The sequence below is a fragment of the Streptomyces sp. NPDC001493 genome (genome assembly GCF_053597235.1).
The window spans coordinates 193,765-219,077 of the sequence record NZ_JBSFHV010000003.1; the positions used below are offsets into that span (position 1 = coordinate 193,765).

37 protein-coding genes are annotated in these 25,313 nt (G+C 70.6%); 2 read left to right on the forward strand and 35 right to left on the reverse strand.

The genetic code is table 11. The annotated features are described in order from the left end of the window. Positions 1–6: 6 nt before the first annotated feature. The 32 genes from ACWCWD_RS06275 to ACWCWD_RS06430 all read right to left on the reverse strand — a co-directional run bounded on the left by ACWCWD_RS06275 (position 7) and on the right by ACWCWD_RS06430 (position 23,466). Positions 7–2,310 carry a phage head spike fiber domain-containing protein gene (locus tag ACWCWD_RS06275; RefSeq protein WP_450770568.1) on the reverse strand — a complete coding sequence of 768 codons (2,304 nt, stop codon included), beginning with the start codon at positions 2,308–2,310 and terminating at the stop codon, positions 7–9. Continuing rightward, a complete protein-coding gene (locus ACWCWD_RS06280) occupies positions 2,307–5,939 on the reverse strand; it encodes a hypothetical protein (RefSeq protein WP_450770569.1) in 3,633 nt (1,210 codons plus the stop codon). The genes ACWCWD_RS06275 and ACWCWD_RS06280 overlap by 4 nt, the downstream gene beginning before the upstream one ends. 103 nt (positions 5,940–6,042) lie before the next feature. After that, positions 6,043–6,579 (reverse strand): hypothetical protein, encoded by a 537-nt coding sequence (locus ACWCWD_RS06285; RefSeq protein ID WP_450770571.1) that lies wholly within the window; start codon positions 6,577–6,579, stop codon positions 6,043–6,045. Positions 6,580–6,588: 9 nt separating this feature from the next. Further along, entirely contained in the window at positions 6,589–7,101 is a 513-nt protein-coding gene (locus ACWCWD_RS06290) for a hypothetical protein (RefSeq protein ID WP_450770572.1), read from the reverse strand. Positions 7,102–7,114: 13 nt separating this feature from the next. Then, a complete protein-coding gene (locus tag ACWCWD_RS06295) occupies positions 7,115–8,101 on the reverse strand; it encodes a phage tail tube protein (protein ID WP_450770573.1) in 987 nt (328 codons plus the stop codon). A 3-nt stretch (positions 8,102–8,104) separates the two neighbouring features. Beyond that, complete coding sequence (locus ACWCWD_RS06300; RefSeq protein WP_450770575.1) at positions 8,105–8,329, reverse strand: hypothetical protein; 225 nt, start codon at positions 8,327–8,329, stop codon at positions 8,105–8,107. A 25-nt stretch (positions 8,330–8,354) separates the two neighbouring features. Further along, positions 8,355–8,825 (reverse strand): hypothetical protein, encoded by a 471-nt coding sequence (locus ACWCWD_RS06305; protein WP_450770577.1) that lies wholly within the window; start codon positions 8,823–8,825, stop codon positions 8,355–8,357. Further along, complete coding sequence (locus tag ACWCWD_RS06310) at positions 8,825–9,373, reverse strand: hypothetical protein (RefSeq protein WP_450770578.1); 549 nt, start codon at positions 9,371–9,373, stop codon at positions 8,825–8,827. The genes ACWCWD_RS06305 and ACWCWD_RS06310 overlap by 1 nt, the downstream gene beginning before the upstream one ends. Positions 9,374–9,385: 12 nt before the next feature. Further along, complete coding sequence (locus tag ACWCWD_RS06315; RefSeq protein ID WP_450770580.1) at positions 9,386–9,604, reverse strand: hypothetical protein; 219 nt, start codon at positions 9,602–9,604, stop codon at positions 9,386–9,388. Further along, complete coding sequence (locus tag ACWCWD_RS06320; RefSeq protein ID WP_450770581.1) at positions 9,604–9,987, reverse strand: hypothetical protein; 384 nt, start codon at positions 9,985–9,987, stop codon at positions 9,604–9,606. Before ACWCWD_RS06320 ends, ACWCWD_RS06315 begins: the two co-directional genes overlap by 1 nt. A 23-nt stretch (positions 9,988–10,010) precedes the next feature. Then, positions 10,011–11,273, reverse strand: coding sequence for a phage major capsid protein (locus tag ACWCWD_RS06325; RefSeq protein WP_450770683.1), 1,263 nt, complete (start codon positions 11,271–11,273; stop codon positions 10,011–10,013). A 67-nt stretch (positions 11,274–11,340) separates the two neighbouring features. Beyond that, positions 11,341–12,090 carry an HK97 family phage prohead protease gene (locus ACWCWD_RS06330; protein WP_450770583.1) on the reverse strand — a complete coding sequence of 250 codons (750 nt, stop codon included), beginning with the start codon at positions 12,088–12,090 and terminating at the stop codon, positions 11,341–11,343. Continuing rightward, a complete protein-coding gene (locus ACWCWD_RS06335) occupies positions 12,074–13,405 on the reverse strand; it encodes a phage portal protein (protein WP_450770585.1) in 1,332 nt (443 codons plus the stop codon). Before ACWCWD_RS06335 ends, ACWCWD_RS06330 begins: the two co-directional genes overlap by 17 nt. Next, on the reverse strand, positions 13,402–13,557 hold the full coding sequence (locus ACWCWD_RS06340; RefSeq protein WP_450770587.1) for a hypothetical protein: 156 nt from the start codon (positions 13,555–13,557) through the stop codon (positions 13,402–13,404). Before ACWCWD_RS06340 ends, ACWCWD_RS06335 begins: the two co-directional genes overlap by 4 nt. Next, the gene (locus ACWCWD_RS06345; RefSeq protein WP_450770588.1) at positions 13,551–15,080 is read right to left on the reverse strand and encodes a terminase; all 1,530 of its coding nucleotides are present in this window, start codon (positions 15,078–15,080) and stop codon (positions 13,551–13,553) included. The genes ACWCWD_RS06340 and ACWCWD_RS06345 overlap by 7 nt, the downstream gene beginning before the upstream one ends. Beyond that, a complete protein-coding gene (locus ACWCWD_RS06350; protein WP_450770589.1) occupies positions 15,040–15,255 on the reverse strand; it encodes a hypothetical protein in 216 nt (71 codons plus the stop codon). Before ACWCWD_RS06350 ends, ACWCWD_RS06345 begins: the two co-directional genes overlap by 41 nt. A gap of 242 nt (positions 15,256–15,497) precedes the next feature. Beyond that, entirely contained in the window at positions 15,498–15,938 is a 441-nt protein-coding gene (locus ACWCWD_RS06355; RefSeq protein WP_450770590.1) for an AAA family ATPase, read from the reverse strand. A gap of 17 nt (positions 15,939–15,955) precedes the next feature. Continuing rightward, on the reverse strand, positions 15,956–16,348 hold the full coding sequence (locus tag ACWCWD_RS06360) for a hypothetical protein (RefSeq protein WP_450770591.1): 393 nt from the start codon (positions 16,346–16,348) through the stop codon (positions 15,956–15,958). Positions 16,349–16,361: 13 nt separating this feature from the next. Then, positions 16,362–16,646 (reverse strand): HNH endonuclease, encoded by a 285-nt coding sequence (locus ACWCWD_RS06365; protein WP_450770593.1) that lies wholly within the window; start codon positions 16,644–16,646, stop codon positions 16,362–16,364. A 17-nt stretch (positions 16,647–16,663) separates the two neighbouring features. Beyond that, on the reverse strand, positions 16,664–17,140 hold the full coding sequence (locus ACWCWD_RS06370) for a hypothetical protein (RefSeq protein ID WP_450770595.1): 477 nt from the start codon (positions 17,138–17,140) through the stop codon (positions 16,664–16,666). A 71-nt stretch (positions 17,141–17,211) separates the two neighbouring features. Then, positions 17,212–17,436 (reverse strand): helix-turn-helix domain-containing protein, encoded by a 225-nt coding sequence (locus tag ACWCWD_RS06375; RefSeq protein WP_450770597.1) that lies wholly within the window; start codon positions 17,434–17,436, stop codon positions 17,212–17,214. A 99-nt stretch (positions 17,437–17,535) separates the two neighbouring features. Further along, positions 17,536–17,976: a helix-turn-helix transcriptional regulator gene (locus tag ACWCWD_RS06380; RefSeq protein WP_450770599.1), complete on the reverse strand. Its 441-nt coding sequence runs from the start codon at positions 17,974–17,976 to the stop codon at positions 17,536–17,538. A gap of 100 nt (positions 17,977–18,076) precedes the next feature. Further along, positions 18,077–18,640: a VOC family protein gene (locus ACWCWD_RS06385; RefSeq protein WP_450770600.1), complete on the reverse strand. Its 564-nt coding sequence runs from the start codon at positions 18,638–18,640 to the stop codon at positions 18,077–18,079. 74 nt (positions 18,641–18,714) lie between these two features. Beyond that, positions 18,715–19,059 carry a hypothetical protein gene (locus tag ACWCWD_RS06390; RefSeq protein WP_450770601.1) on the reverse strand — a complete coding sequence of 115 codons (345 nt, stop codon included), beginning with the start codon at positions 19,057–19,059 and terminating at the stop codon, positions 18,715–18,717. 351 nt (positions 19,060–19,410) lie between these two features. Continuing rightward, positions 19,411–19,560 carry a hypothetical protein gene (locus ACWCWD_RS06395; RefSeq protein ID WP_450770602.1) on the reverse strand — a complete coding sequence of 50 codons (150 nt, stop codon included), beginning with the start codon at positions 19,558–19,560 and terminating at the stop codon, positions 19,411–19,413. 78 nt (positions 19,561–19,638) lie between these two features. Continuing rightward, positions 19,639–20,454: a hypothetical protein gene (locus ACWCWD_RS06400; RefSeq protein ID WP_450770604.1), complete on the reverse strand. Its 816-nt coding sequence runs from the start codon at positions 20,452–20,454 to the stop codon at positions 19,639–19,641. Beyond that, positions 20,451–21,053, reverse strand: a complete 603-nt coding sequence (locus ACWCWD_RS06405) for a hypothetical protein (RefSeq protein WP_450770605.1) — start codon at positions 21,051–21,053, stop codon at positions 20,451–20,453. The genes ACWCWD_RS06400 and ACWCWD_RS06405 overlap by 4 nt, the downstream gene beginning before the upstream one ends. Then, positions 21,050–21,622 (reverse strand): hypothetical protein, encoded by a 573-nt coding sequence (locus tag ACWCWD_RS06410; RefSeq protein WP_450770606.1) that lies wholly within the window; start codon positions 21,620–21,622, stop codon positions 21,050–21,052. The genes ACWCWD_RS06405 and ACWCWD_RS06410 overlap by 4 nt, the downstream gene beginning before the upstream one ends. An 8-nt stretch (positions 21,623–21,630) precedes the next feature. Continuing rightward, the gene (locus tag ACWCWD_RS06415; protein WP_450770608.1) at positions 21,631–21,780 is read right to left on the reverse strand and encodes a hypothetical protein; all 150 of its coding nucleotides are present in this window, start codon (positions 21,778–21,780) and stop codon (positions 21,631–21,633) included. After that, entirely contained in the window at positions 21,777–22,919 is a 1,143-nt protein-coding gene (locus ACWCWD_RS06420; RefSeq protein WP_450770610.1) for a hypothetical protein, read from the reverse strand. The genes ACWCWD_RS06415 and ACWCWD_RS06420 overlap by 4 nt, the downstream gene beginning before the upstream one ends. Before the next feature lie 74 nt (positions 22,920–22,993). After that, complete coding sequence (locus ACWCWD_RS06425; RefSeq protein WP_450770612.1) at positions 22,994–23,161, reverse strand: hypothetical protein; 168 nt, start codon at positions 23,159–23,161, stop codon at positions 22,994–22,996. Beyond that, entirely contained in the window at positions 23,161–23,466 is a 306-nt protein-coding gene (locus ACWCWD_RS06430) for a hypothetical protein (RefSeq protein WP_450770614.1), read from the reverse strand. Before ACWCWD_RS06430 ends, ACWCWD_RS06425 begins: the two co-directional genes overlap by 1 nt. A gap of 163 nt (positions 23,467–23,629) precedes the next feature. On the opposite strand from ACWCWD_RS06430, the gene ACWCWD_RS06435 reads away from it, so the two are divergent. Further along, positions 23,630–23,917, forward strand: a complete 288-nt coding sequence (locus ACWCWD_RS06435) for a hypothetical protein (protein ID WP_450770616.1) — start codon at positions 23,630–23,632, stop codon at positions 23,915–23,917. Positions 23,918–24,023: 106 nt separating this feature from the next. Next, complete coding sequence (locus tag ACWCWD_RS06440) at positions 24,024–24,242, forward strand: hypothetical protein (protein WP_450770617.1); 219 nt, start codon at positions 24,024–24,026, stop codon at positions 24,240–24,242. Positions 24,243–24,246: 4 nt separating this feature from the next. On the opposite strand, the gene ACWCWD_RS06445 is transcribed toward ACWCWD_RS06440, so the two are convergent. From ACWCWD_RS06445 to ACWCWD_RS06455, 3 genes are all read right to left on the reverse strand, one after another. Then, on the reverse strand, positions 24,247–24,600 hold the full coding sequence (locus tag ACWCWD_RS06445) for a hypothetical protein (RefSeq protein WP_450770618.1): 354 nt from the start codon (positions 24,598–24,600) through the stop codon (positions 24,247–24,249). 80 nt (positions 24,601–24,680) lie between these two features. Beyond that, positions 24,681–24,872, reverse strand: a complete 192-nt coding sequence (locus tag ACWCWD_RS06450) for a hypothetical protein (RefSeq protein WP_450770620.1) — start codon at positions 24,870–24,872, stop codon at positions 24,681–24,683. 109 nt (positions 24,873–24,981) lie between these two features. After that, complete coding sequence (locus ACWCWD_RS06455) at positions 24,982–25,266, reverse strand: hypothetical protein (RefSeq protein WP_450770622.1); 285 nt, start codon at positions 25,264–25,266, stop codon at positions 24,982–24,984. Positions 25,267–25,313: the final 47 nt, after the last annotated feature.

Here is a 25,313-nt window from a genome sequence, read left to right on the forward strand (position 1 = left end):
GGCTCCTCAGAATGCCAATCGGGTCGTGGACCCGAGGACGGAGTACACGGGGTCATCGAGGACCCACACGGTGGCGAGCGCGGTGGGTGATGTGTGGAACGCGAGGCGGTGTTGCTGGTCGCCGATGGTCTCGGTGTAGCCCTCGACGGTGACGCCCATCGAGGAGGTGGGCGCCTGCGCGGGCAGGCCGGTCACGGTCAGCGGGGTGCCGATGTCCACGGCGAGCCACTGCCGGTACGCGGTCAGACCGAGGGTGTACGCCTCGACTGTCAGCGAGCGGAGTTCGGGGTGCGGGGCGGCGTACCGCTGGAGCAGCCAGGACCCGAGGTCGGACGTGACCAGGTCGTCCATGGCGAGCGTGTCGACGGTCCGGCCGATCGGCCCCCGGGCGGCGCGCGACGCGGCGTTGACGAGTCGCTGGGTTGCGCCTCCGGGCCGGGTGACGGTCACCGAGTTGATGACGCGCTGGGTGTCGTAGGCCAGCTCGACATCCCCGGTTTCTAGATCAGCCCACGCGATGGCCAGGGTGGCGTTCGGGTTGTAGCGGACGCTGCGGCCCTGGAGCCACAGCCACGGTGCGTCCCTGTCGGCCACGAGGACACCCTGTTCGGTGGTCTCGACGCCCCGCAGGTGATCAAGGGCGGTCGAGCCGAGCGCCGCCTGCTCGGCAATCCCCGTGGTGAAAATGCCGGTGTCCCGCAATGGGATCCCGGCGTAGGCGGCGAGCCGGTGCGCGCGCTCGTCGGCGGTCTCGCCCGCGTACCCGGTCGTCCCGCACGCGTAGTGCAGGGCCAGGTCGTAGGCGGTGATCGTCGGGTCGGCGTACAGGGCGATCCCGGCGAGCGAACCGGACCAGATGGCCTTGTCGGTGTGGGTCGCGCCGACGGTGATGGTGGTCAGGTCGTTGACCTGTTGAATTCCGGCGTAGGCGCCGAGGCTGGCCCCATCGACGTACACCTCGCCGAGGGCGCTGCTGTACACCACGTGGTGCCACCGGCCGTCTGCAAGGGAAACGCTGGTCACGGTGGTGGTGACCAGCGTGCCAGCCTGCTGCGTCTCGATCGTCAGGTACCCCGTAGTGGCGTTGAGGTACATCAGCAGGACGGAGTCGCCAGCGGTTGAGGTGAGGGTGAGAATCGCACGACCGGCGAGCGAGGTCTGGAACCAGACCTCGCACAGCCACGGGCTGAACGTCCCGGCTCGGAAGTCGGCGCCGGTCGCGCCCCGGAGGAACTGGCCGGCGGTGGAACTGGCCGGAGTGAGCATCGGGGCGCCGTCGAGGCCGAGCGGGGCGGACGACGACCCGAACGCCAACGTCCCGCCCGCCCCTGCCTGCGTGACGGCCAGCGTTCCGGCGCCGCCCGATCCCGCCTCGTCGCCGGCCGACGCGGAGCCAGCCACCTCGTCGAGCATCCACAGGGCCTGCGGCCCCCACACCAGGGATTCCTGGACCAGCATCGGGCGCATCTGATCCTCGGCCCGGGACAGCACCGAGAAGATGTCTGTGGCCGTGATGGCGGACGCGGCGAGCAGGCCTTCCCACTGGACGGGCCACTGGTTGATCAGCCCCCAGTACCGCCGGTGCAGCTGCGCGCCCGTCGCAGCGAACGTGGTGGCCACTGCGCCCGTTTCGACCTGCGCGGCATCGACGTACACCAGGTCACCGGCGGCGGGCGCGGTCGACGGAATGACCTGGAGCGGCAGGACGACGGAGGTGGCGGTGAACGTGACGCTGAGCCGGGTGTAGGTGTCGTTCACTGCGGACGCGGACGAGGTGACCCCGCCCATCCGGATGCGCACCGCCACGTCCCCGGCAGGGACGCGGACGTACACGCTCGCCGTGTACCGGGCGCCGACGGTCAGTCCGTACACCGTGCTTTGGAACGACGCGCCCGCCGCCCCAGTGTCCCAGACGACGCGGGCCGCCCGGCTGCCGGACTGGACCGGTGTGCCGACGGAGACCGGGGTGCACTGGACCCACTCCCAGGTGTCCATGGCGGTGTCCTGGTCCCCCTCCAGGGACGGGTTCCTCAGGAGGTTCAGGCTGGCCGTGGCTACGCTGATCCGGATCGGCACCCCGTCCACCACGTTCGGGTAGTACGGAGATCCGCTGTTCTCCGGGGTGAACCGGCCATCCGCGTTGTCGAGCGGCAGGCTCAACGTCCCGGCCTGCGTCTGGGACAGCTGAGACTCGGCGCCCCGGGTGATGGAGACCGTGCCAGCCCACTGGGTGATATCCGTCCAGGCGACAAACCCGGCGACGGCGTCGGCAAGCGTGCTGCCGAACGCCGCCTCCACGATGAGCGTCATCCCGTCACCCCCAATCGAATGGGCTGGCCCGTGGTCAGGGCCAGCTCTGCAAGCAGCCTCTGAATCTCCTTGGCCGCGCCGATCCGGTCGATGACCCCGGAGAACGTGACGCCAAGGTTGATCACCTGCTGGTCTCCCGATGCCCTGCCGCCCGTGACCGCCGGGCGGCCGACGACCGGCCGGGCCGCCGCCATACGGCCGGTGACCGTGGCCATGGCCCGGTCGAGGAACGGCACCTGAGCGAGGGCGCCCACGCCGAGGCCCTGGGTGAAGTACCCGCCGCTCTTCGCCGCGACGGTGCTGGGCGACTTGATTCCGAGCGCCTTGCGGATCGCCTTGTCCATGCCCTTGGCGATGGTGAGCATCTGCTTCTCGATCGCCGCCTGCTGGGACTGCAGCCCCTTGAGGTAGCCCTTCCCGGCGTTCGCCCCGGAGTCGTACAGCAGGTCGGCGCCGGTGTTCCCGAGGGTGGTCGAGGCACGGTCGATGCCCAACTGGGTGGCGTTGATCGCTTTCAGCGCCGTGCTCGATGCCCCGGCCAGCGCGGACGCGTAGGCGTACCCCTGGTCCGGGCCCATGTCGAGGACCTGGCGGAGCAGACCCTTGGACAGGCCCTTCTTCGCCAAGGTGGTGACGTAGCTGGTGAACTGCCGCATCTTCGCCAGCTTCTGCTGGAGCCCGGCCTGGATCGACCCGGCGGTCACCTCCTCGTCGGAGAGGCCGAGGTTGCTCAGCTTGGCGTCGTCCCGGGCGGACGTCTTCAGCTCGGCCGAGTATGCCCGCGCCGCGGTGATCTGGGCCGCGAGGGAGTCCCGCTTGCTGGCCAGCCCCTGGAGCTTGGCCGTGTCGCGGTTGACCATGGCGACGAGGCGACTGTCCTTCGTGCTCTTCGTCCCGGACCAGGCAGCCCAGATGTCCTTCGCCAGGTCCGCTGCCGTCGCCTTGATCTGCGCCTTCGAGCCGGTCATGCCGACGATGAGGCCCTTGCCCGCGTCGGCCGCGAGCGCCTTTGTCTTCTTCGACGGGGACGCGATCTGAAGCTCGTCGCGCACACCGTAGAGGATGGCCGCTCCGAGAGAGCGACCGGAGGACTCGACGCCGTCGGTCGACACGGCCATGCCGCGCCGGAGCCCCAGCCCAGCGTCACGGCCGGCCGACGCCGCGCTCGACACCATGGCCATGCTGTCGCGGTGGGAGTACACCTCCGCCCCGCCAGACCCGAAGCGCATCAGCTCCGGGCCCTCCTCGCCAACCCAGGCGAGTTCGCCCGGCTTCGGCTTGCCTCCGGAGGCGTACCCGCCGATCGAGGTTGCGAAGGAGCTCGGGTTCTTCGACGAGCGGTACTGCACCATCACGCTGACGGTCTTGCTCTGCACCGTGCCGAGCGCCGCCCGGGCCTGCGCCACCTTGGCCTGCAGGTCGGAGATCTCCGCCCGGATCGCCGCCCGGCGCGAGTCCGGAACGGACTGGAGCCGCGCCTTCGCGGAGGAGAGCTTCGCCTCCAGATCCTCCAGGTTGCCCTTGATCCGCGCCGTCTTGTCCGGCGTGGCCAGGATCTGGTCCGCGAGCTCGGCCGCCTGCGCCTTGGTCAGCCCCATCGCCTGCGCTGAGGCGAGCAACTTCGACCGGCCCCGGTCGTAGATCGCGTTCACCTCGGACCAGTCGGCGCCCGACTGCCGGGCCGCCGCAGTTGCTTCGTCGGTCCGGGCCGCGAGGTCGGACAGCGCGGTGGCCGCGGTCCGCGCCTTCTCCGAGTTCAGGTTGAGCTGGCCGCCCGACATCGAGAGCGCGCCCGCGTTGTCCTTCGCCGCCTTCGCCGCAGCGTCGATGGCGGCCTCGAACCCGATCATCCCGCCGAGGCCAGCGCGGTTCACATCGTTCAACGCCTGGATCGACTGGCGGAGCCCGTCCGCGCTGGCCTTCTGGGTGTCAAGCTTCGCCTGCACCTGCTGCGCCTGCGCCCCGAAGAGCCCCTGCGCCTGTGCCGCCAGTTGCGCCTCGAAGGCTTGGTCGGCGAGCGCCGCCTGGTAGTCGTCGAGCTTGCCGCGGAGCTCGCCCGCGCTCATGCCGTTCTTGCGCATGGCCGCCGCGAGCTGATCGAAGGCGGCCTGGGCCAGCTGCGTCTTCCCGCCCTGCACCAGGTTGGAGAGCGCCTTGTCGACGGAGTCGAGATCCGCCTTCGCGTCCCGCATCGTCGCCGAGTCCATGCCGATCAGGCCGGCCATGAACGATTCGAACTTGTCGTAGTTCGCGGGGCGCGACAGGTCGCGCAGCGAGTCGGCCAGGCCACCGAGGTCGGACCCGAAAGCGCGGGCCGCCTCGCCGCTGACCTTGCCCGTCTGGGCCAGCTTCCCCAGAGACGTGGTCAGCCGGTCGACGTCCGGCGGCGCCTGCTTGCCCATCTGAGACAGCTGGGTGACGGCCAGGACCAGGAGCCCGATAGCCGTGCCTGCCACCGCCAGCTTGGCCGCCTTCGACAAGGCGCCGATCGCGGCGCCGACCGCAGCCAGCCGACCCGGAGCTGCCGCTGCTGCTACTCGCATCGCGACGAGCTGGGTACCGAATGAGGCCATCGCGGTTCGTGCGGCACCCATGCCGACAGCTGCGAGTTGCACGGCCTTGATGGCGAGGGCGAGCTGGAGCACCGCCGCGATGGCCTCCGGGGGTACGGCCGCGACGATGCCGGTCAACGCGTTGACGACGTCGAGCATGCCGACGCCAACATCGGAACTGGCACGCAGCACGTTGACCAGCGCGTCGGCAACGTTGTGCACGGTGTCCGCGACGACTGGGCCCTGCTCGCGGGCGTAGTCCATGAACTCGGTCAGGCCGGTGCCGACCCTGCCCGAGGAGCCCGTCCGCATCAGGCGCACGAGACCGTCGTTGACGCGGTCCAGCGCGCCCGTGGCGAACGCGGTGAACTTGCTGTTGAGTCCGTCCAGCCCGGGGGACTCCATGCCCCCGGCGAGGATGGTGACCATCCGGTCCAGCTCGCCACTGGTCCCCTTGACCAGCCCGCTGGTCTTCGGCAGCAGGGCCGTCAGGATGCCCATGCCCTTGATGACCGGCCCCATCGTGTCTCCGGACAGCGAGTCCGACCACGCGTTGTACTCATCCGTCAGGACAGACTGAGCTGCCGCCGCGCGCCGTGTCTCTGGCGGCATGGTGGCCAGGGTGCGGAGGTAGTCCAGCTGTGCGGTGACCGCCGCCTCGGACCGCTCGCCGGACGCCTCGACCGCGTCGGTGTACTTCTTCTCCGCCTCGGCGGCCTCGGTCATCGCGGAGATCTGCGGACCGAGCGCCGCCGCGTAGGCACCAGCCGCCACCGCGGCGGCACCGGCTCCGGCCGCGAGCGGGGCAAGGGACGCGGCAGCCGGGATCGCCGCCGGGCCCAGGGCAATGAGGGCGCCCTTCAGCCGGGACGCCGCCTTCTCCCCGAGGCCGGTGCTCCTCTCCATCGCGGCCATACGGTCCGTGGTCGACCGCCCGAGGCGGTTCATCGCCGCCTCGCCGTTGATCGACGCAGTCAGCATGCGCCGGCCGAGGCGGGTCGCATTGTCGCCGATCCGGTCGAGGACGCGGGATGCACCGTCGCGGGCGTCGATCAGGAACGTAAGGCGAGTTGCCATCACTCACCTCCGGATTGCTGGGCCTGCTGGTGGGCGTCCAGCCAGCAGACGAGGGAGTAGAAGTCCTCGACTTGCTGCCGGTCGACGACGTCCGGCGGCATGTTCAGGAGGTGAGCGAAGAGTCCGAGGTACTCACTGCGGAGAGCGTTGACGTCCCGGTCGCAGAGCTCGTCGGCCCGGGTACGGACTCCGCCACGGGCTCCGGCTCCTCGAGGGCTTTTCCCTCGGTCGCCTCGGCCTGACGCTTCCCGATGTACGCACGAGCGTGCTCCGGGTCAGCGGCGGCGGCCGGGACCTCGCGCAGCGCGTGCGCGATCCCCTCGGCCGTCACCTCGGGGTCGGTGCCCAGCAGGCCGAAGGCGCCGTCGATCCAGGTCTCGATCTCGCCCTTGTCATACCGGGTGACCATCTCGTCCACCCCGGGGTCGAACTCGGCGAACCGTAGGGTCGGGGTCTGCCGCTTGCGCAGCACCCAGACGACCGCGCGCATCGCGTCGAGGTCTTCGTCGACCAGGCCCTGCTTGACCTCCGGCCACTTCTGGTCGATGGTTCGGGCCACGATCGACGCCTCCGACGTCAGCAGCGACCTTGCGTCGTAGTCCTCCGGCGCCCCACCGGCGGGCGTGTACCTGATGATCAAAGCGGGCTCCTACTCGATACGGCGGCGCACGTCGTCCACGACGCGGGCCACCTCGGACTGCATACGGGGGGTGTGGCGGCGGACGGTCTTGTCCCACCACAGGGGCGTCGCGGTCTGGGTGGCCCAGCGCTTCCGGTTGCCGAACACGGGGTGCCGGAGTCGGCCGTCGTTCAGCCGGTCCAGGACGCCCATCGGGATGTCGCGCGGCAGCAGGCCCTTGTCGACGAACACCCGGGCACCCGGGTTGCCGGAGGTGCGGACACTGATCCGGATCGCGGCGGCGATCGACGCGCGCAGCGGCCGGGTCGTCGGGGACCGGCCGCCGCGCTTCCCCGAGCTGCGGCCGGCCGACTGGATCGACAGGCCGCGGATCGTGGACTGCAGGTCGTCCCGCAGCGGTTCGGCTGCGCGCCGCACCCGGCGCTGCATGGACGACCGGATGTTCTCGTGCCCGGCCGACCGCAGGCGCCGCTGAAGCTCCAGCAGCTGGCCGGTGCCGACGATCTGAAAGGAGGACGGCACGCCGGATCTCCCGTCAGAGGGTGATGTCCGTGCTCATGTACTCGATCTGCGTGGGGTTCGTGCCGTCGTACAAACCGGTGAAGTTGAACGTCGGCTTCACCACGTCGAAGCCCTCCACGACCGGGGGCGCGTCGTCGAGCCGGATGGCCGGAATCTTGATGGTGAACCGCTCGGCGTTCGCCGCGGCGATGATCGGACCGGTGAAGTCCCACACGAACGACGTGGCCGCATCCGAGGTGTGGAGGTCGTCGAGGATGGTGGAGACGTAGTCGCCCTCCAGCGACCCGGTGATCTTCACCTGGTCGTTCGAGATGGGCTCCTTCTTCAACCCGGCCTGTCCGGCGTAGAACCGCTCTGTGGCCTGCGGGCGCTCGATCTTCACCGAGACCTTGCGGATGCCGTCCAGGGCCACCTCGGAGTTGTACGTGCCGGTCTTAACCGACATCTGCCCGAAGTGGAACGGGGACATCGAGGGGTACGTGGCGACGGCCAGCGTCTGCGTCTCGTCGCAGTCCTTGGCGTCGATCTCGAACGTGGCCAGCAGCATGCCGCCGACCTCGCACGAGAACTCCGCCGAGATGACCTTGCAGCCGAGGAACGTCTTGTCGGTGACGGTGCCCGTGGTGAGGGGGACACCCTTCTGGATCACCAAGGACTTCCCGGCGGTGTCCGCCAGGATGTGCGTCTGGAGGTACGCCGCGGTGGCTGCCTGCTGCACCGGGGTCACCGTCGTGCCCATCAGCGACTGGAGCAGAACGCCCATCGCCTTGTTGGTGACCTCCATGTCCAGCGACCCGGACGCCTGCCGCTGCGTGACCACACGGCGGGACGACAGCGGGACCAGCCGACCGGCAGCGATGCCGGCGGACTGCGCGGTCGTCTTCTTGAGCTGGAGGGACTCTTTGGTGAACTCGATGAACTTCGTCGGCGCGAGGAACGTCCCGTAGGACGCCTCTGCCGCGATGCCGATCTGGGCACCGAGCCCGGAACCGATCGCCATGGGTCAGCCCTCCTTCGAGGTGATGGCGGGCTTCGCCGTGGGGGTGGTCTTCCTCGCAGCCGGGGTCTCGCCCTTGGGCTCCTCGACCGCCTCCCACGTCGCGGTCTGGCAGACGTACCCGTCGTACCGGGCGTCGGGCACCTCGACCAGCTCGTCCGGGTGGATCGTCCTGCTGCCGAGCTCCGGCACGGTGACCGGCTCGGCGCCGATGTAGCGCACTCGCGCCATGGCGTTCCTCCTGATGGTGGGGTGTTCAGATGCGGGCGCGGTACGCCACGGTGAAGGCGAGTCCGGCATACGCGCCATCCGGGCCCTGCTCCTGGACCAGGGACCCGGCGGTCAGCTCCGACCAGAGCACCGCACCGCCGAGCGTCGGCGCGTCCGGTGCCGCGTCGGTGGCGCGGAGGCGGTACTCCACGACGGCCAGCAGATCGAAGACGCGCCCCCGGCACCACGCCATGTCGCCGCCGCCGTCGCGGGTCTCCAGGTAGCAGGCGATGGATGCGTCCTCGTTGCGGCGCCGAGCGCCAACCACGGCGAAGGCCTGCTGAATCTCAGCCGCCTGCTCGGCCCCGGGAGACCAGCCGACGTACAGCCGGTCCGGCTCGGAGAGGTTCGAGTTTGGCGGCGGCCCGTCGATGACCCGGACCTCGGCCAGCTCCGGCGCAGGGCCGAGCGCGGCGAGCAGCGCAGAGATCGCAGCGGGTACTGCTGACGTCGCCATCAGCCTATCCCCGGCGGACGCTTGAACGGCTCCAGCAACTCCAGCACCCGGTTCGGTACGGCGTACCCGAACCCGGGGATGGGCTCGCTGACCGAGTAGCTGTCGTCCGAACTGGCGCCCCGGGCCGGACCGTTGCGGGTGCGCCACAGGTGCTGGAACAGCAGCAGCGCCGCGAGCCGGATGGTCGGCGGGGCTTCGTCCCGGCCCGCCGTGTAGACGGCCGTCCACGGGCCCCCGGTGAACTGGGAGCGGTCCGCGTAGGCGACCACCCCGGACGGGCCGTCCACGTGCAGCCCAGCCACGTTCACGGCCGTACCGCCGGTCTCCACCGGGGTGAGCGAGGCGATGGCGAGCACCGGCGTGCTCAGCAGGACGACGGCCGTTCCCTGGCCGGTCACGGTCTCCGAGATCTCCCGCTGCTCAACGACGCCGACGTACCCCTCGATGACCGAGGTGAGGGCGTCGATGTACATCTGGATCTCGGCGTCCGAGCCGCTGCCCCGGGTGCCGGTCTGCGCCTTCGCTTCGTCGAGCGTGAGCAGAGCCACGACCCACCTCCTCTACGTAGTGCGGGTCTCGCGCCGGACCGGCCGTTTGCGGGTGCGCTCCGGCCGGGCCCCACCGGACTCCGGGGTCTCGGGCTGTTCGTCGCGGACCATGACGGCTCGAACTCCGTCAGCCCACACGGACGCCTCGGCGCCGGGCAGGTCCACGACCTCCCCCGGCGCCCACGCGAAGCCCCGCCCCGACACACTGGTCAGCATGCGGATGCGGGCCATCAGCCACTCAGCCCCTGGTGCAGATCGTTGACCTCGCGCTCCGCCTGGGACTCGGCACTCTCGATCGCCTTGTCCTGCGCCTCCTTCAGTGCCGCGACGTCCGGGTCCGGCTCGGACGGACCAGCACCCTCCGGGGCGGACGACACCCCGCGGGCCGCGACGTCCACCGCGCTGGCCGCCTGCTGGCCAAGCTGCTGCTTCGCCGCGGCGATGGCCACGTCCTTGTCGCCGATGAACTCCGGGGCGACCTGGTCCATGCTGCCGTCCGCGCGGCGCGACGCCATGACGATCCGGTCATGGTCACCGCCCTTTGCCGCGGCGGCGGAGGGCTTCTCCTGGAGCACCCCGGAGTCGGTGGTGCTGGGCTTCGGCGTGTTCGCCATGGTCGGTGTCCTCTCTCGGTCGATCAGGTTGCGGAGTTGCGGTAGGCGCGGATCGCGGCCGTGTCCTGGGGGGTACCGTCGGCGCGCGAGAACGCCAGGAAGCCGACCTGCAGGAAGTCGGCGTAGCGCTCGGCCAGGCGCAGGGTCTGGATGTCGGAGACGTCGCGGATCAGGTAGCCCGCGAAGAAGTCGCCGAACAGGATCGACTTGGCGTTGGCCGCCATCGCCGGCATGTCCTGGTTGACGGTGTACCCGTAGCCCAGCACCTTGTCGGGGACCCCGGCCTGGACGGAGGGCTCCCACAGCGGCCGGCCCTGGCCGTCCTTCAGCTTGCGCACCGATCCGAGCGTGGAGTCAGCGAGCATGAACTGCACGCGTCCGGAGTTGCGGTACGCCGGGTCGACGGAGTGGACGAGGTCGATCAGGTCGTCGTAGGTGACGCTGGTCGTCTGGCCGGTGCCGCCGGTCTTGCCGATGATCGCGTTAGTCTGGACGCCTTCGGGCTGAGCGGTGCCGGTGCCGGTCGTGAAGTGCGTGTTCTGGATGCGGCCAATGCGCTCACCGAGCTTGCGGGCCAGCCAGTTCTCGAAGTCGAGGACGCTGTCCTGGAGCAGCTGGAGCGAGACCCGGACCAGCTTCGACGTGTACATGTACGCGCCGATGTCCTGCTGGCCGAGGGTTACGTCCTGCTCGGTGACCTGGGTGTTCTCGGCCAGGATCGCGCCGACGTTCAAGGTGTCGTCGTTTGTAGGCCACGGGAGAGTCTGTCCCGTCTCATTGGTGATGACTTCGGAGACCTGGCGCATCGCGCCGAAGAACTTCATGGTCTCCACCATGGTCGCGCGGAACGCCGGCGGGACGACGTAGCCACCTGCGGCGCCGGTCGCCACGCCCTGGGCGCGCAACTCCTTGCCGTCGACCCACCCTGTGCGGAGCACGTTGCGCTCCTCCGAGGTGAGGTCCTGGGTGCCGTCTCGGAGCCAGGACCGCCACGCGTCCTGGTACGCCGTGACGCCGCGTTCCCCGCCGTGGCGGGCGCGGGCCTCCTCGGCCTCCGCGGTGTCCGCCCCGGGGGCGACGATCTGCGAGTAGTCGACGGCAGCGAGGCGGGAGTGGCGCTCCTCGGTCTCGATCTCGACGGACAGGCGCTCGACGTCCGCGAGCGCCGCCTCCCACGCCGCCCGGTCCTCGCAGGACAGCGGGGTGTCGTCGCCCCGGGACTGGAAGTCCTGGGCGGCGGCCCACGCGGTGGCCCGCTTGTCGAGCAGGCCCTGAAGGTTCGGCATTGTGCCTCCCAGCACGAAGAGCCCCGACCGCCGTTGAGCGGGGGGCTGGAAAGGGATGTGAGAGCGGCTACCGCGCGAGGAGGTAGCGGGCGGCGAGCGCCTCCATGCGCATCGCCTGACGGGCCCCAGTGGTCTCTCCCGGCTGGGTTGCGTCGCCGCTGCGAGTGGGCGCTGGGCCCGGCTCGCGGCGGAAGTTCAGAAGTTCGGGCCGGTACGCGGCCCGGCGGTCGAAGGCCGCGTCGTCGCCGCGCGCGGCCAAGGCAACCCCCACCGAGCGGAGGCCGGCGTCGGTGTCCTCGTAGGCGGGGAAGGTGACGGCGCTGACCTCGAAGAGCTGTACCTCGCGGATGACCCGCAGTTCGACCTCGGCCTTGTCCCCGTCGACCGTTTCCATCTCCAGCGGCTCCCACTCGTCTTTCACGACCCGGAACCCGAAGCTCATGCCGGTGATGTTCCGGTTGTCGAGGTTCACCACCAGGTCGCTGACGTAGGAGAGGCGCGTGTCGAGGTCGGCGTCGACGGCCAGACCGACCTGGTCTTGGGCCAGGCGCAGACTGCCGGCGGAGACCCTGGAGACGACGAGGCTCGTGTCGTGATCCACGAGCATGCGGGCGTCCCCCTCGCTGATGGTCTTCGTGAACGCGCCGGGGGCGATCTCCTCGTAAAATCCCCAGGTCAGCGGGTTGCCGATCGCGGTGCGGGAGTTGAACACCGCAGCGTGACCGGCGAAGCCGCGCGATCCACTCTCGTCGGCATCCCGGACCTGAAGGCCCGCCGTGGCGAGCGTCAGATCTCGGCGCTCAGTCGTCTTCGGCATCGCTGCCCTCCTTCGTCTCAGAACCGGCCAACAGGGCGGCGGCCTTGGTGAGGTGGTCGGCGGCACGGGCCGCCCGGTCCACATCCGGCGGAAGGTCTGCCGGCGCCTTGACGCTGGGGTCGTAGCCCAGCGGCGCCATGTACAGCGGCTGGAGTCGCATGTCGCCCTCGGGGCCGGTGAGCGGCGGGCGGTCCTCCAGGCCGAGGATGTCGTTCGCGGAGAACGCGCCGACGTCACGCATCGCCCGGTAGAACGTTGCTCGCGCGGCACTGTCCCCGCGAAGAAGCCCGCCCAACTGGTACTTCGCATAGATCGTCTTGGGCAACAGTTCCTTCGTGACCCGCTGCTCGGTCGGGGTCAGCCACGTCGGCGCGAGGTCCCAGGTGACGAACCCCTGCGCCTGCTGTTCCAGCCCGGTGCCCCAGCTCGTGGACTTCTCGGTGGACATCAGCAGGAACGGCGGCACGCCGAACATCCTGCTCACCTCGGTGACCTGGAACATGCGGGACTCCAAGAACTGGGAGTCCTTGTACGGCATCGTCACCGGGTGGAACGACGCCCCAGAGTCGAGGATCGCCACGTCGTGTGCCGACTGGCCGCCGCCGTATCGCGCCTTCCACCCAGCCTTCAGCGCCGCCGCCTGGTCCGGGTTTAGCCGCTGCTCGGTCTGCAGTACACCGGAGATCATGTTGCCGCTGCCGTACAGGCGGCCTGCCGCACGCTCGGCGGCGATCCCCAGACCAATGCCCTGTGCTGCGGCGCGGATCGGAGAACACCCGGTCACCCCGTCGTACCCCAGTGCGGGCAGGTGCAGGATCTCCGTCGGCGTGCGCCGCACTCGAGCGCCGTCCTCGATCTGGATCCAGAACACCTTGCCGCTCGGGTTCCCCGCGGTCGGCTGCTCCTTGTCGACCTGCACCCTGTCCGGGCGAATCGGCCACAACTGCACGACGACGCCAGCCCCGTTGACCACCTTCTGCAGGTAGGCGTTGCCCCAGAGCAGCCGGTGCACGTACACCAGGCGCCACAGCTCGAACCTTGTCAGCTCGGGGTGGGGGTCCTCCAGCAGGGTCACCGCGACCCGGTCCTTCGTGCCCACGGTGTACGTGTGCAGCGGCAGGGACGCGGACACGTTCGCCACGACGGACACCGCCCGCCACACCGCTGGCATGTGCAGCGCGCCCGTCTCCGTGACGGCAACGCCCGCCTCGACCGGCGTCCCGCCACCCAGCAGCGCGGACAGCGACGACGAGGTGAGCGGGACCGTGGGGTTCTCCACCGTCGCCCTGCTCTCGAACAACCCGAAGAGGCTCATCCCGTCCCCTTCCGTCGCGCCTGCTCCCGTTCAACCGCGAGCACCCCGAGCACACCGGCCAGAACCAGCCCGGCCGGCACCGACCACATCGCCACCCCAGCCAGCCCGGCCAGCAGGAACAGCACTTCAACGACTCCCAGGAGAATCACCACAGGTTCGGCGCTCCTTCCGGCTCGGCGTCCGCGCGCTCCGCATGGCCCCACACGGCGAGCGTGCAGCCCACCAGCGGGCTGATGTCTACGGACACCCCACGACGCGCCCACGCCCAGCCGTCGCCCACCGGCCGCTTGTCCGCCCCGGCAAGGGCGGTCGACAGCGGCGCCTGATCCAGGTGCACGATCGCCTGCGAGGCGACCGCGTCGAAAAACTGCCCGGTAGCGCCCGCGATCTGCCGGGTCTTCGGTTCGAGCAGCAGGTCCGGCATGCCGAGCAGCTCCAGCTCCTTGCGCACCGCCGGGATCAGTGAGCCGGCCGGACCGCCCGGATCGATGACGACCGCGCACGGACTCCACTTCTCCACCAGCTCGACGAGCCGTTCCACCACCCAGCCGGTGCCCGGCCGGTGGTCCACCACCTCGACGTGCACAGCCTCGCCGGATCGGCCGGCCGCGCAGATCGCCGCGTGCGACCGCTCCGGCGTCATGTCGACCGCGAAGCTCACCGGGTCAGCCATCGAGCTGGTGCCGTCCGCCAGCGCCCGCCACACCTCTTCGTCGATAACCCGCCACGTGTCCTCCCCGTCCGTCGGGTAGTCGCCGACGCCAAGCCGCTCACGGGCAAAGATCTCAGGAGACATGGTCAGCCGCTCCCGCTCCGTGTGCTCCAGCGTCAGGCGGTAGCCCAGGGCCGGATTGGCTTTCGCTACGGACAGTGGCGACAGCGGGTCGTCGTGGTCGGTACACCCGGGCGGGCACTCCCGAACGTGCGGGTCGATGCTCCACTCCAGGTACGCGAGCGACGGGTCCGGTTCGCCCCGCTCCATCGCGGCGAGAGCCCGGCGCCGCAGGCGCGCCAGCTGCTGCGACGGAGACCCGATTCCCGCGGACCCGAGGTACCAGACCTGCGGGTTCTTCACGGCCGCCATAGTCGGCATCAACGCGCCCATCGCGTCGTCGCCCAGGATCATGTCCTCGTCGAACATGTTGCAGTCCCCAGTGAAGCCACGACCGGAGCCTCCGGAGCGGGCCAGGAACCGCAGCCGCTGACCGGTGAGGAGTTCGATGGACTCTTCACCGGTCGTCCGGCGCACGGCCTTCACGCGCTTGCGCAGCGAGTCGGTGTTCGTGACCAGCGCGACGATGCGGCGGAACGCCTCGATCGAGGTCTTGAACTCATGGGCCGAGTGCAAGATCAATCGCTCGCCAAGCAGGAACAGGCCCGCCAGCTCGCGGGCTTCGATGATCCCGCCCTTGCCGTTCTGCCTGGCGACATTCACGGCGACCTCGAACGCCGACCAGCTGCCGTCCTGACGCTCGCCCAGGCCGACGTGCATGGCGAACTGCTGCCACTCGTCGAGGACCAGCTCAGCGTGTGCAGCAAGTTCGACGGCCTCCTGCCCGGCCGACGAGGTGTACGGCGGGGCAGTGAACACCCGCGGGCGCTGGGCGCCCCGGACGTCGGAAACGTGTACGAGGTCAGGCGCCGCGGCGCTCGGCCCGTCGAGCAGCGAGGTCATCGAGGACGTCCCCCTCCGTCGCGGGCGGCGCGAGCGCACGCAGCTTGGTCATGATCGCGTCGAGCTTGTCGGCGAGGACGGCCTGTGATGTCGGAGCGTCACCATCGGCGATCTGGTCGAGGGCCCGCGCGAGCTTGAGGGCGACGGCTGCCCGCCCGGGAGCGATGCTGGTCACGCCGAGTTTGTCAAGCTCGTCGCCAACTTCATCCGCGATCACGAGCCACCCCCATCACCCTGCGTGACGTTACCGTGCGTGATAATGATCTTGGGGTTAGGTGTGAGGCTTCGGTCAAGATCGTCTTTGGAATCGCTCGCGCAAAAAACAGGGCGAGAAGGGCGTTTGGGTCGCCCCCTCATGCCCTGAACTTTTGATCCACTCTCTCCCCGCCGGCGCCTGGCCGAGCGGCCCGCCGGTGGTCACCAGGTGCGTGATGCCTGCCTGGTCACCGGACGTGACCCGCCCTTGCGCCGGTCCCGATACCAGCGGGTGACCACGGCTTCCATGGCGGGCTGGCGCATGTCCCGGACCCGCTGACGGACGATCGCCTCGCCCGGGTCGACGGTGACGATGCGCGCGCCAAGTCGCTTGTAGTGCGCGCGGGCCTTCGCCTGCGGCATCGTGTGGATCAGATAGACGTCGACCACATCCAGGTGACGCTCAGCCTCATGGATGGCCGCCTGCCGGGCCCGGTGCACTACCCGGAGGAGCGCGGGGTGGTGGTCGTGGTGGTCGGCGCCGGGGCCGGCCATGGCGAGGGCCATCAGGTCGAGGTCGATGACGATGTCGGCGGGCTTGGCGTTGGCCCGGATGTAGCTGCTCTTCCCCGCGCCCGGCGGGCCGGTGACGACGATGAGCACGGCGTCACCTCCAACGGTCAGAGCCTCGCGCCTCCACTGCGTGGCGCGTCTGTCAGTCCTGCCTCTGCCAGGGCCATCCGGAGCACCTCGGCCATGGGGACATCCACGTGGTCGGGTGAGAGCGTGGGTGCTTCGGCTCTGCCGTACCAGGCCTCGGTGACGTCTACCCCGTTCACGGCGTCCACCCTGATGGGGTTGTGGCACGTCTCGATGTCGACGGTGGTGACGTCCTGCTCGATGGCGGGGACGAGGTGGGCGCGGACGATGGCGGCCCACGGGAAGCCGAGCGCCTCGTGGGCGACGTCCTGGTTGTCGCACCAGTCAAGCCAGACATCGGGGGTGTTGCCGTCGTTGAAGCCCCACTTGGACAGCAGGTCAGCGCTGAATAGGGTCAGGGTCGGCTCGGTCATGGTCGCCATGCTGTCACCACCTCCGTGAGGCTCGCTGCTGCGGGACGCTCGCCCGGTTCCCCCGCGCCGAGTTGCACCGGCGGTGCGCGGGCCGCGCGTTGGCCCGGTCGAGAAGATCGCCGCCCTTCGACAGGGGCTGCTCGTGGTCGAGGGTGAACGCGTCAGGGTGCTTGCCCGCCTCGACTCCCCGGATGTCGTACCGGATGTTGTGGCCGCAGAGCCAGCACGGGAGGCGCTGGGCCCGCAGCCAGTCGCATAGGGCGCGGTAGGGGCGCCCGGTGCGCGGGTTACCGGCCACGGGCGCCTCCCATCAGGTCAGCACTTCTTGTCGGCGAAGTACTGGAGCATTTCTGCTTCGTCGCCCGACGGGCTGCCGGCGGCGGCCATCTCCAGCGCCACGGCGTCAGCGCCGTCCATCGCCACCCGGTCGCAGATGACCTGCTGCTGTTCGGCGGGCGTCTGGTCCCATGCGCTGTCCCAAGCGACCTCGTTGGTGGCCTGGTCGAGGAAGTCGTCCTTGTGCGCGGCGACGACCTCGCTGGCGGCGGCAACGTACTCGTCGTGGGTGAGGTCCGCGCACTCGGGGTCGCCCGAGGCGTCGTGCACTTCCTCATCCGTGTAGTTGCGCTCCAGCAGAGCCTTGCAGTCGTTGGCGTCGTACTCCGCAGCCGGTGAGGCGGTGGTCGCCGTTGGAGTGGTCGCCCGTGCGCTCGCGGTGTCGCTGCTGCTGCAGGCGGTGAGCGTGGCGAGCAGGCCAGCCGCGATGAGCGTGGTGGCGATGCGTCTGTGCATGTGCGTGTCCCCCCGGACGTTGCGTGATGAGGGGGACATCATCGGCCACCTGGGGTTGCCGTGTCCTGCGTTCAGGCTGCGCGGGCCCCGGCGGGGAGCGGGGGCGGGTCGCCGAGGGTGATCTCGTCGGTCCAGGGGTCCCGTACCGCGCGTGGCAGTTCGCCGAGGTCGTACCGGACGCCCTTGCCGTGTCCGTGCCGACTGATGCGCCCTTCGGAGGCCCACCGCCAGATGGTGCCGGTGGCGCGGCCGGTGTAGACGGCGGCGTCGGCGGCGGTGACGAGGCGTGGGGGCATGGGCACCTCCCGGTGGAACGACGAAGGGCCACCCGGTGGGTGGCCCTTGCGCGCAGAAGTCCTAGTGAGACAGATCATGACTTCGGCGCTGGTGATCTGTCAAGTGCCGGTGGCATCACCGCTCTGGCGGTATCCGCGCCGTCCGGCGAGCGCGGTGGTGATGGTGGAGCCGTGCCAGGTGCGCACGCCGTCGGGGGTGGTGCGGTCGGGTTCCGGCCAGCGGCCTCGGCTGATGTCGGCATAGATGGTGTCCGCCGCGAGGCCGGTGGCCGTGGCGATCTCCGCGACGGTGTAGGCGTGCTGCGGGTCGAGCGTGGGCACCTGCCGGGCGTGGTGGTCCTGAACGAAGGAGTGGACCGCCTGTGGGTCGAACTCGCCGTTGCGGCCCCGTTTGGCGACGCGGGGCGGCCACGAGGGGTGGCGGCCCCACCGGGGGTTCTCCGCGACGTAGCGGGGGGCGAGGCCGTAGTGCGCGGCGATCTCGGCGTAGGTGACGCCCGTCCGCCCCTCGGGCGGCTCGGGCGGCGTGGTCGCTACCATCGGTAGTGGTTCTCCTCTGGGGAATCTGCTGCGGCCGACGGGGCGTGCTCCCCGCCTCAGGCGGTGGGCCTTCGGGCCCCGCCCCGTCGGCCCTTCTCGGTCAGAGCAGGGCGGCGCGGACGGCGGTGAGCGCCTCGTCGAGGCTGGCGGCGATGTTCTCGTGGCCGGTGAAGCCGTCGTCGTCGGCGGGGTCGACGGTCCAGCCCCAGCCGCTGTCGTCGTGGCCGTCGATCGTGGCGGCGTGGTCGCCCTTGGTGAGGGTGATGGCCAGGTTCCCGGCGGGCAGGGTGGTGATGTCGGCGTGCGCCGCGTCGCCGAAGGCGTGGCGGATCGCGGTCTGTGCGTCCTGTGCGGTGGTCATGGGGTGTGTCTCCTGGGTGACGGTGAGGACGATGGTGCGCCCGTCCGGGTCGGTGTGCGTGTGCCGGCCCGTGGGGGCCGTGTGGGGGCCGGCGGGGAGGGTGAGGCCGAGGCGCAGCGACCCGGTGGCGGGGCGGCGCGCGCTGGCCGGGTAGAGCTCGAACACGGCGCTGTCGAGTTCGGCGGCGTAGTGCTCGGGGCCGGACCCGTGCTGTTCCTTGACGAAGGCGAGGCCAAGGCCGGTGTAGAAGTCGCGGCACGCGTCGAGGCGGTCGGTGTAGATGACGATGAGGTCGGGGTGCATCGGGTGTCTCCTGGGGCGGTAGCTGTGGCAGAGGGGGCCCGCCCCCGGCTGGCTGCCGGGGGCGGGCGGTTGGTCTAGGCGCCGGGGCGCTGGTAGACCGTCTCGCCGTTCCGCCTGCTGGTGATGATCAGTTCCCCGTCGGGCTTCGCGTAGATCACGTTGCCCTTGGTGACTGCTACCAGCGTGCCGTCGTCTTCTCGGGTGGTGTAGTCCGCGCGGGGCGGGTACATCCGGCCGTCGAAGGCGAGCCCGGGGTTCGGGTCCTCGGGGATTCCGCTGTGTTCGTTCTCGACGATGGTGAGCGTTTCGGCGAGTTGGCGGAGGGCTTCCTCGGGGCCTGTTGCCGGGGGCAGCGCCGTCAGGCGCTGGTAGACGATGTTGAGTCGTTCTCCGATGGAGAGTCTCTGTCCGTCTGTCACGGCTACCTCTTTTGAGTTGGGAATCTGCCAGTCGTTCGGGGTGCTCCCCCCTTCCGACATCACTTACTTTACAGGACTCGACCCATACTTTGCAAGCCTCCTTGTGAGGTCTCTTCCGAGGGATTTGGAGCGCCCGGCCAGCGTCAGCGCCCCGTCTTCTCCTGGCCGTTGGCGGCGCCCGCGCTCTTCTCGGCGTCCCGGGCCGCCCGGCTCGCCTCGTTCTTCCGCCTCAGCTCTTCGAGGCTCATGTTCGGGAGTGCCATGCTGGTGGTCCTGTCTCGTGGTTGGGATGGGGTCCGCGTCCGGGGCGGCCGGGTGGCCTGGCAGCTGTCGGCCGCCCTGGGCGTGGAGTCAGTTGTCGGGTGTCTCGGTGACGACGAGGTCGGGGCGGTACCGCCGGATGCGTCCGATGCGCTCCTCGGCGAAGTCGGCTGAGTTGGTGGTGAACTCGTCGAGGAAGGTGCCGTCCTGGTCGACGACGCGGTAGCGGGTGAAGTCCACGGGGAGTACTCCTGGGTCTCGGGCCGGGCTGTCCGGCTCCCCTCACCGCCCGTCTCACTCGGGCGGATCGGGCAGCTGTCAGGCGACGTGCTGGACGTGATGCCGGACGGGGTTGTCGGGGTCCTGCTCGATCCGGAAGCCCCTCTCGGTGTTGTTGTCGTTGTTGTTGGCGGGCTGACCTGCGGCAACAACGTCGTCAGAGGCCCCCTTCTGAGCGGGGAGCGGGGTGGGGATGCTGCCGCCGCGGACGCCGGTGGAGGAGCCGCGCCCGCGCATCCTCACCGCCTCGACCGGCACGCCAGCCGCGCCGAGGGCCTCGCGGACGAGCTCGGGGGTGGTGTCGAGCGCCTCGGCGAGGGCGGTGATGTGGGCGTGCGGGGTGCCGATGCGGGCGAGGGCGTTGTGGAGGTCGCGAAGGGACGGCCCGGCAGGTGCCGGGGGAGCCTCGGGGGCGGTCGGCTCGTCCGGCTCCACTGCGTCGTCCTCGGCTGGCGCCTCCGCCGGTTCGTCCGCGCCGCGGTCCTGGGTCGGCGAGGCCTTCGGCGTCCAGTCGGGGTGGCCGATCCGGTACGCGGCGACGATCCACACTGCGGCGGCCGGCCAGAGGAGCCAGCGGGCGGTGGGTGACTGGACGGCGTGCCCGAGGGGGACGAGGAGTCCGCCGCCGGCCCTCCGGAGGATCAGCGCGCCACCGAGGAGGAGTCCGATGCGGAACACCTTGTCGTGTCCCTCTGCCTCGCCGACCCAGTCGGTGACACCCTCCTTCCAGGCTCGGCCCTTGCTGAGCAGCCGCTGGGCGAGCTGGCGAGCGCAGACAAGGCAGATCCTGCTGGAGCCGGTGGCGATGCGCTCGACGGCGGTCCGGAGCCACTGGGCGGTGGTCTGGTCGCTCACACCAGGCTCCCAAGGTCGCCATGGAGGAGGGAGGCGAGGAGCCAGTTCCCAAGGTCGTTGGCGCCGGGGACGACCAGGTCGCCGACCATGGCGAAGACCCCGGTGCCGATGGCGATCAAGACGCCGCAGAACACGCCCTTCTTCCACTTGCCCTTGACGACCTTGCCAAAGCGCTTGCGCAGCAGCCAGAGGCCGATGACGAGCGCGGTGACGACGAGGGCCCCGTTCCCATCGAGGCTGGGGGCACCGCCGGTGGCGACGGTCGGGGCAGTCGCGCCGGTCATCCATGCCATGACGGTGCCGCCGATCCCGTTGCCGCCCCATCGCAGGACGCCAGCGCCGTAGCCGAGGAGCCCGGCAGGGCAGGCGACCGCGAGCGTGCCGAAGGCGACGCCGAACCAGAACGGGATCAACTCCTTCGGATCCTTGGCCTTCCCGCCGCCCTCGGTGGGGCCGCCCTTGCCCCCTCCCCCGGCGGTGGCGCCGCGCCACCAGGTGACGTGTTCGACGGCGAGGAGGGCGAGGCCGACGGCGAGGCCGGCGGAGGTGATGGTGGCCGAGGTCGTGCCGCTGAGTCCGGCGGCGAGGGTGACGCTCATGGGCGTACTCCGGTGATGAGGTAGGTGATGGTGACGATCGGGAGGGCGATGGCGGGGCCGAGGATCGTGGTCCAGAGGGCGGTCCGGGCGGCGGCCGCGCGCACCTTCGGGGCCCACAAGTCGGGGTCGGCGTGGGCGGCGCGGATGCGGTGCACGTTGTCGGCGAACGCCGCCAGGCCGAACGGCACGGTGGCGATGACCCAGGCGCCTGCGAGGGCGTCTGCGTCGCGGACGGAGCGGAGGACGTCGGCCCAGAGCCCGACTGCGGGGAACGCGCAGAGGATGCAGGCGGCGTTGTAGCCGAGGCGGAGCCGCCTCCACCACGGGGGCCCGGGGGCGGGTTCCGGCTGCGCGGGGAGCCAGGCGGCCGGGTCGATGTGGATGGTGATATCGATCGGGGGCGGCACGGCGACGGGGGCCGGTGGCGGGGGTCGCCGCCACCACTCGCCTCCGGGGGCCGGGATGGGCGGGAAGACCGGCGGCGCTGGGGGCGGGGGCGGCGGGATGCTGCCGCCGGGGAGTGGTGCCCCGGCCGGGAAGATCCGGCTCGGGGTGATCGGCTTGGGCATGTGAGTCCTCAGCGGAGGAGTGCCGCGGTAAGCGCGGCGGCGGTGAGCAGCAGGGCGAGGGTGGCGCGGAAGCGGGGCGTCTCGCCGGAGAGGAGCACGACGAACGCGACCACAGAGCCGACGGCGGCGACCGGGAAGAACAGGGCCATGGCAGTCACAGGAAGCCGCCCTCCATGTGGTCGTCGCCCTGGGGCTGCTCGGCCTTCTTCTCGCGGCTGAGGACGGTGCGGACGTACGCCGGCTGCACGGTGATGCGGTTGATGCGCTTCACGCGGTCGACGACGTCCTTGGGAGTGAATCCGGCCGGGCCGAGCGCGGTGACCGCGTCGAGAACGGCCTGCTTCTTGGTAAGCGCCAAGGGCGTGACCTGTGGCGCATCACCCGTATCAGCGGGCGCGTCATCGTCCGCGTCATCCGCGTCATCGCGGTCGACGGTGATGCGCTCCGGCTGGCCGTGGAGCACCAGGGCGACCTGTACCGCGTCCACGATTACGCCATAGGTAACGAGGAGCGCGGCCAGCTCGGCCGGGGGCATATCAGGCTGCGCATCATGTGCAACACGGATCGCGTCAGCCGGGTCCATCGAGGAGAAGCGGGGCCGCAGCGCCTCGGTCGCCGAGTGCCGGACGGGCGCTTCTGGAGCGGCCGGCGGACGGTCCGGGGTGGTGGCCAGCATGCTAGCGAGTGCCGCGTCGGCGCCGTCGCCGAGCCGGTCGCGCTGCACCTCGACAAGGTGGGCGCCGAGCTGGGTGTCACCGACGCCGACCCTCTTCGCGAGGTCCCACGCCTTCAGGTCGGCCTTCGTGCGTACCTTCTTGTCGGGGTGGTTGGCGGCGATGGCACGGGCGACGGCGAGCCGCTGCATCGTTGTCGCGTTGCGCCGTTGTGCTTCGGCGTCGACTCCGGTGCGGTGGATGACGACTCGTCGGGCGAGGAGTCCGAGGCCCTCGGCGGAGGCGGACATGGCCATGGGGGTCATGGCGTAGACGACTGCCTCGGTGGCGTCGTCAGCGACGACAAGGCCGGTGACTGTGGCGACGACAGGCGCGAGCCAGAGGCCGAGCCGGACGGGCGTGGGGGCGGCCTGGCCGAGCATGGTGAGGCCGACCATGAGGAGCGCGAGGATCAGGGTGACGCCTTCTCCGGCGGCGACGACTCCGAGGGCGGTCGCGGCGCGATGGAACTCGGTGACGATGTTGGTGTAGGTGCCCCAGCCGCCGATGCCGCCTGCGGCGGCCATCGGTACGGCGGCGGCGACGAGCACGGCCGTCTGGCCGGGCGAGAGTTCGTGCTTCACGAGGTGCCCCTCCAGGAGCGATAGGTGGCCGGGCCCGGTCTGCAGCCGGGCCCGGCCGGTTGGTGGCCCGTCGGTCAGCGGTCGCTGGCGGGGCGGCGGTAGTACCGCTGGGCGTGCTCGTCGAAGCTGGCGCGGGCGTCCTTGGCGGCGTCGTAGTCGCGGCGGCAGGCGTCGACGGTGGCGGGCTCGGCAACGACGGAGCCGGGTTCGCGCTGCGGCGTGACCTTCGGCTGGGCGGCCATCAGGCGGCCTTCGCGGCGTGGTGGACGCGGAGCGAGTAGGCGTCGCCGGTCTCGCCGTCGTGGATCGTGGGGAGCGCGTGGGCGGCGGCCTCGATGGCGGCGAGGGTGACGACGTCGGGGTGGGCGGCCATGGTGCCGCGGGCGGCGCCGAAGAAGGTCGCGTTGACGTCGGCGAGGCTGATGGGCTCGAAGGGGTCGCAGGTGGCCTGGAGGGCGTTGGCGGTGGCGACGAGGATCTGCTGGGCGTGGGTGGGGCCGGTGAGGGCGCGTGCCAGCGTGGTGGTGGAGTGGGTACGGTTGTCCATGGCTGTCCGTCCTGGTTGCTCAGGTGGATGGCTGGCCCCGGTCATGTGGAGGTAGCACTCCGATCGGGGCCGTTCTGCGTTCGTAGCTGGGCTACTTCCCCAGACTGTACGGGGCCCCGTACACTCCGGGCAAGTGCCTCGCCCAAAAGAGATGAGGCCGGGCGTGACCGAGGAGGCGCAACGCGTGATCGACGCCATGCAGGCTGTGGAGGAAATGGCCGACCCGCAAAGCCGGGCTCGGGCGATCGGGGAGGTGATGGCAGACCAGGCGGAGAGAGGGAAGCGGTGGCGGGAGATGCGCCGCCAGGTCGTACTCGACATGCGCGCACAGGACCCGCCGATCTCCTACCGGAAGATCGCCGCCGCGCTCAAGATCTCACTGGCCACCGTGCAGGACATCGAGCGGGGCTACACCGGATCTGGGAAGAACCGGCCCCGCGCGGCCGGGTAGTTCAGCACGCATTTGCGCCCCCGTACTGGGTCACCGGCTCGGGGGCGCCGCGCTGTCCGGGCTACCCTGCCGCGCGGGGCCCGCGGGCGTAGGCGACGCTGGTGCTATGTCCGGTCACCTGCCCGTCGTCGTGTACCCCGTCTCGCCGACGGGCGGCCGGCGCGTGCGGGTCGACGGGACGATCCTCGGGCTCGCCCACTCACTGCGGGACGTCGCCGAATTCTTGCGGCGGGCGGGGATGGACGACGTCACCGAGGACGACGTCGCCGCGTCCGGGCTGATCGACTGGCGTGGGGGCGGGCCCGACGCCTGGTCCGCCCCCTGAACCGTCAGCCCTGGTTGCCGAGCGGCATCGAGCGGGCCGCCCACTCGATGCGGATCGCGATCCGCACGGCCGCCCGGTACCGGCGCGCTGCCGCTCCGGTGAGGTGGGCGGGGATCGGGCGCGGCCCCCCGTGCTCCAGCAGGAAGCCAGCCTTGTGCGGCAGGGGGCGCATCTGCGCGGAGTCGTAGCAGTCCTGCCACGGGATGCGGTGCCCTGTGGGCGGGCAGACGACGTCAGCAAAGACGGTAGCCAGCAGGTGGTGGGTGGCCGCTGGGTTGTGGCCGCCGAGCATGGACTCGTAGGGCTCGGGCAGTACGGGCCCAATGAACTTCGCGGCGTTCACGTGGGCAGAGCGCATTTCGTCCTCCTAGGACATGCAGGCCCCGCGCCCACTCACAGAGTACGGCGCGGGACCGACAGCGCTGCCTCCGCTCCGTGTCAGAAGCAGACGAGACGCCCCGGCTTCCGCAGGGGCGGCGGCTCCTCCAACCCCCGGGCGGCCGTGAGCGCCTCGGCGGCGAGCAGCCGGATGCTGCTACTCCCGGACGGGTCGGTGCCCGCTGCGACAAGGCCGGTGGCGAGGTCGCGGAGGAGGCGGGCGAGGCGCTGCGGGTCGGCGGCGTAAGACATGTGATGCTCCCTGGTTCGTGGCGGCGGCGAGTCCGCCGCTACTTGGTTTATGGGGTGGTGCGCGTGGAAGTCCCACGGTTGCCCAGGTCACGGTTCGGTGACGGCACGTTCAGTCCCACACGCTGTCGGCATCCGAGCGGAGGCACGGCCAGTCGGCGATTGTGGCCACCACCTTCTCGGCGGGGACGTCCACTCCGCCGCCGGCCTGCGTGAGGAGCCGCACGTACTCGGTGTCGTCGAGCACGGCGGTGTGCAGCTCGCCGTCGTCGGTGTGGCCGAGGAGCAGCCCGTACCCGGCGGGGCGCTCGGGCAGGTCCGCTCCCCAGCAGAGTTCGCGGTAGGCGTCACGCGTCATGGTGGCTGGGGTGGCGAGGTGGATGAAGTCGACGTGCACGGTGGTCTCCTCGGGTATGGCGAACGCCCGCCACCGGGATGGTGACG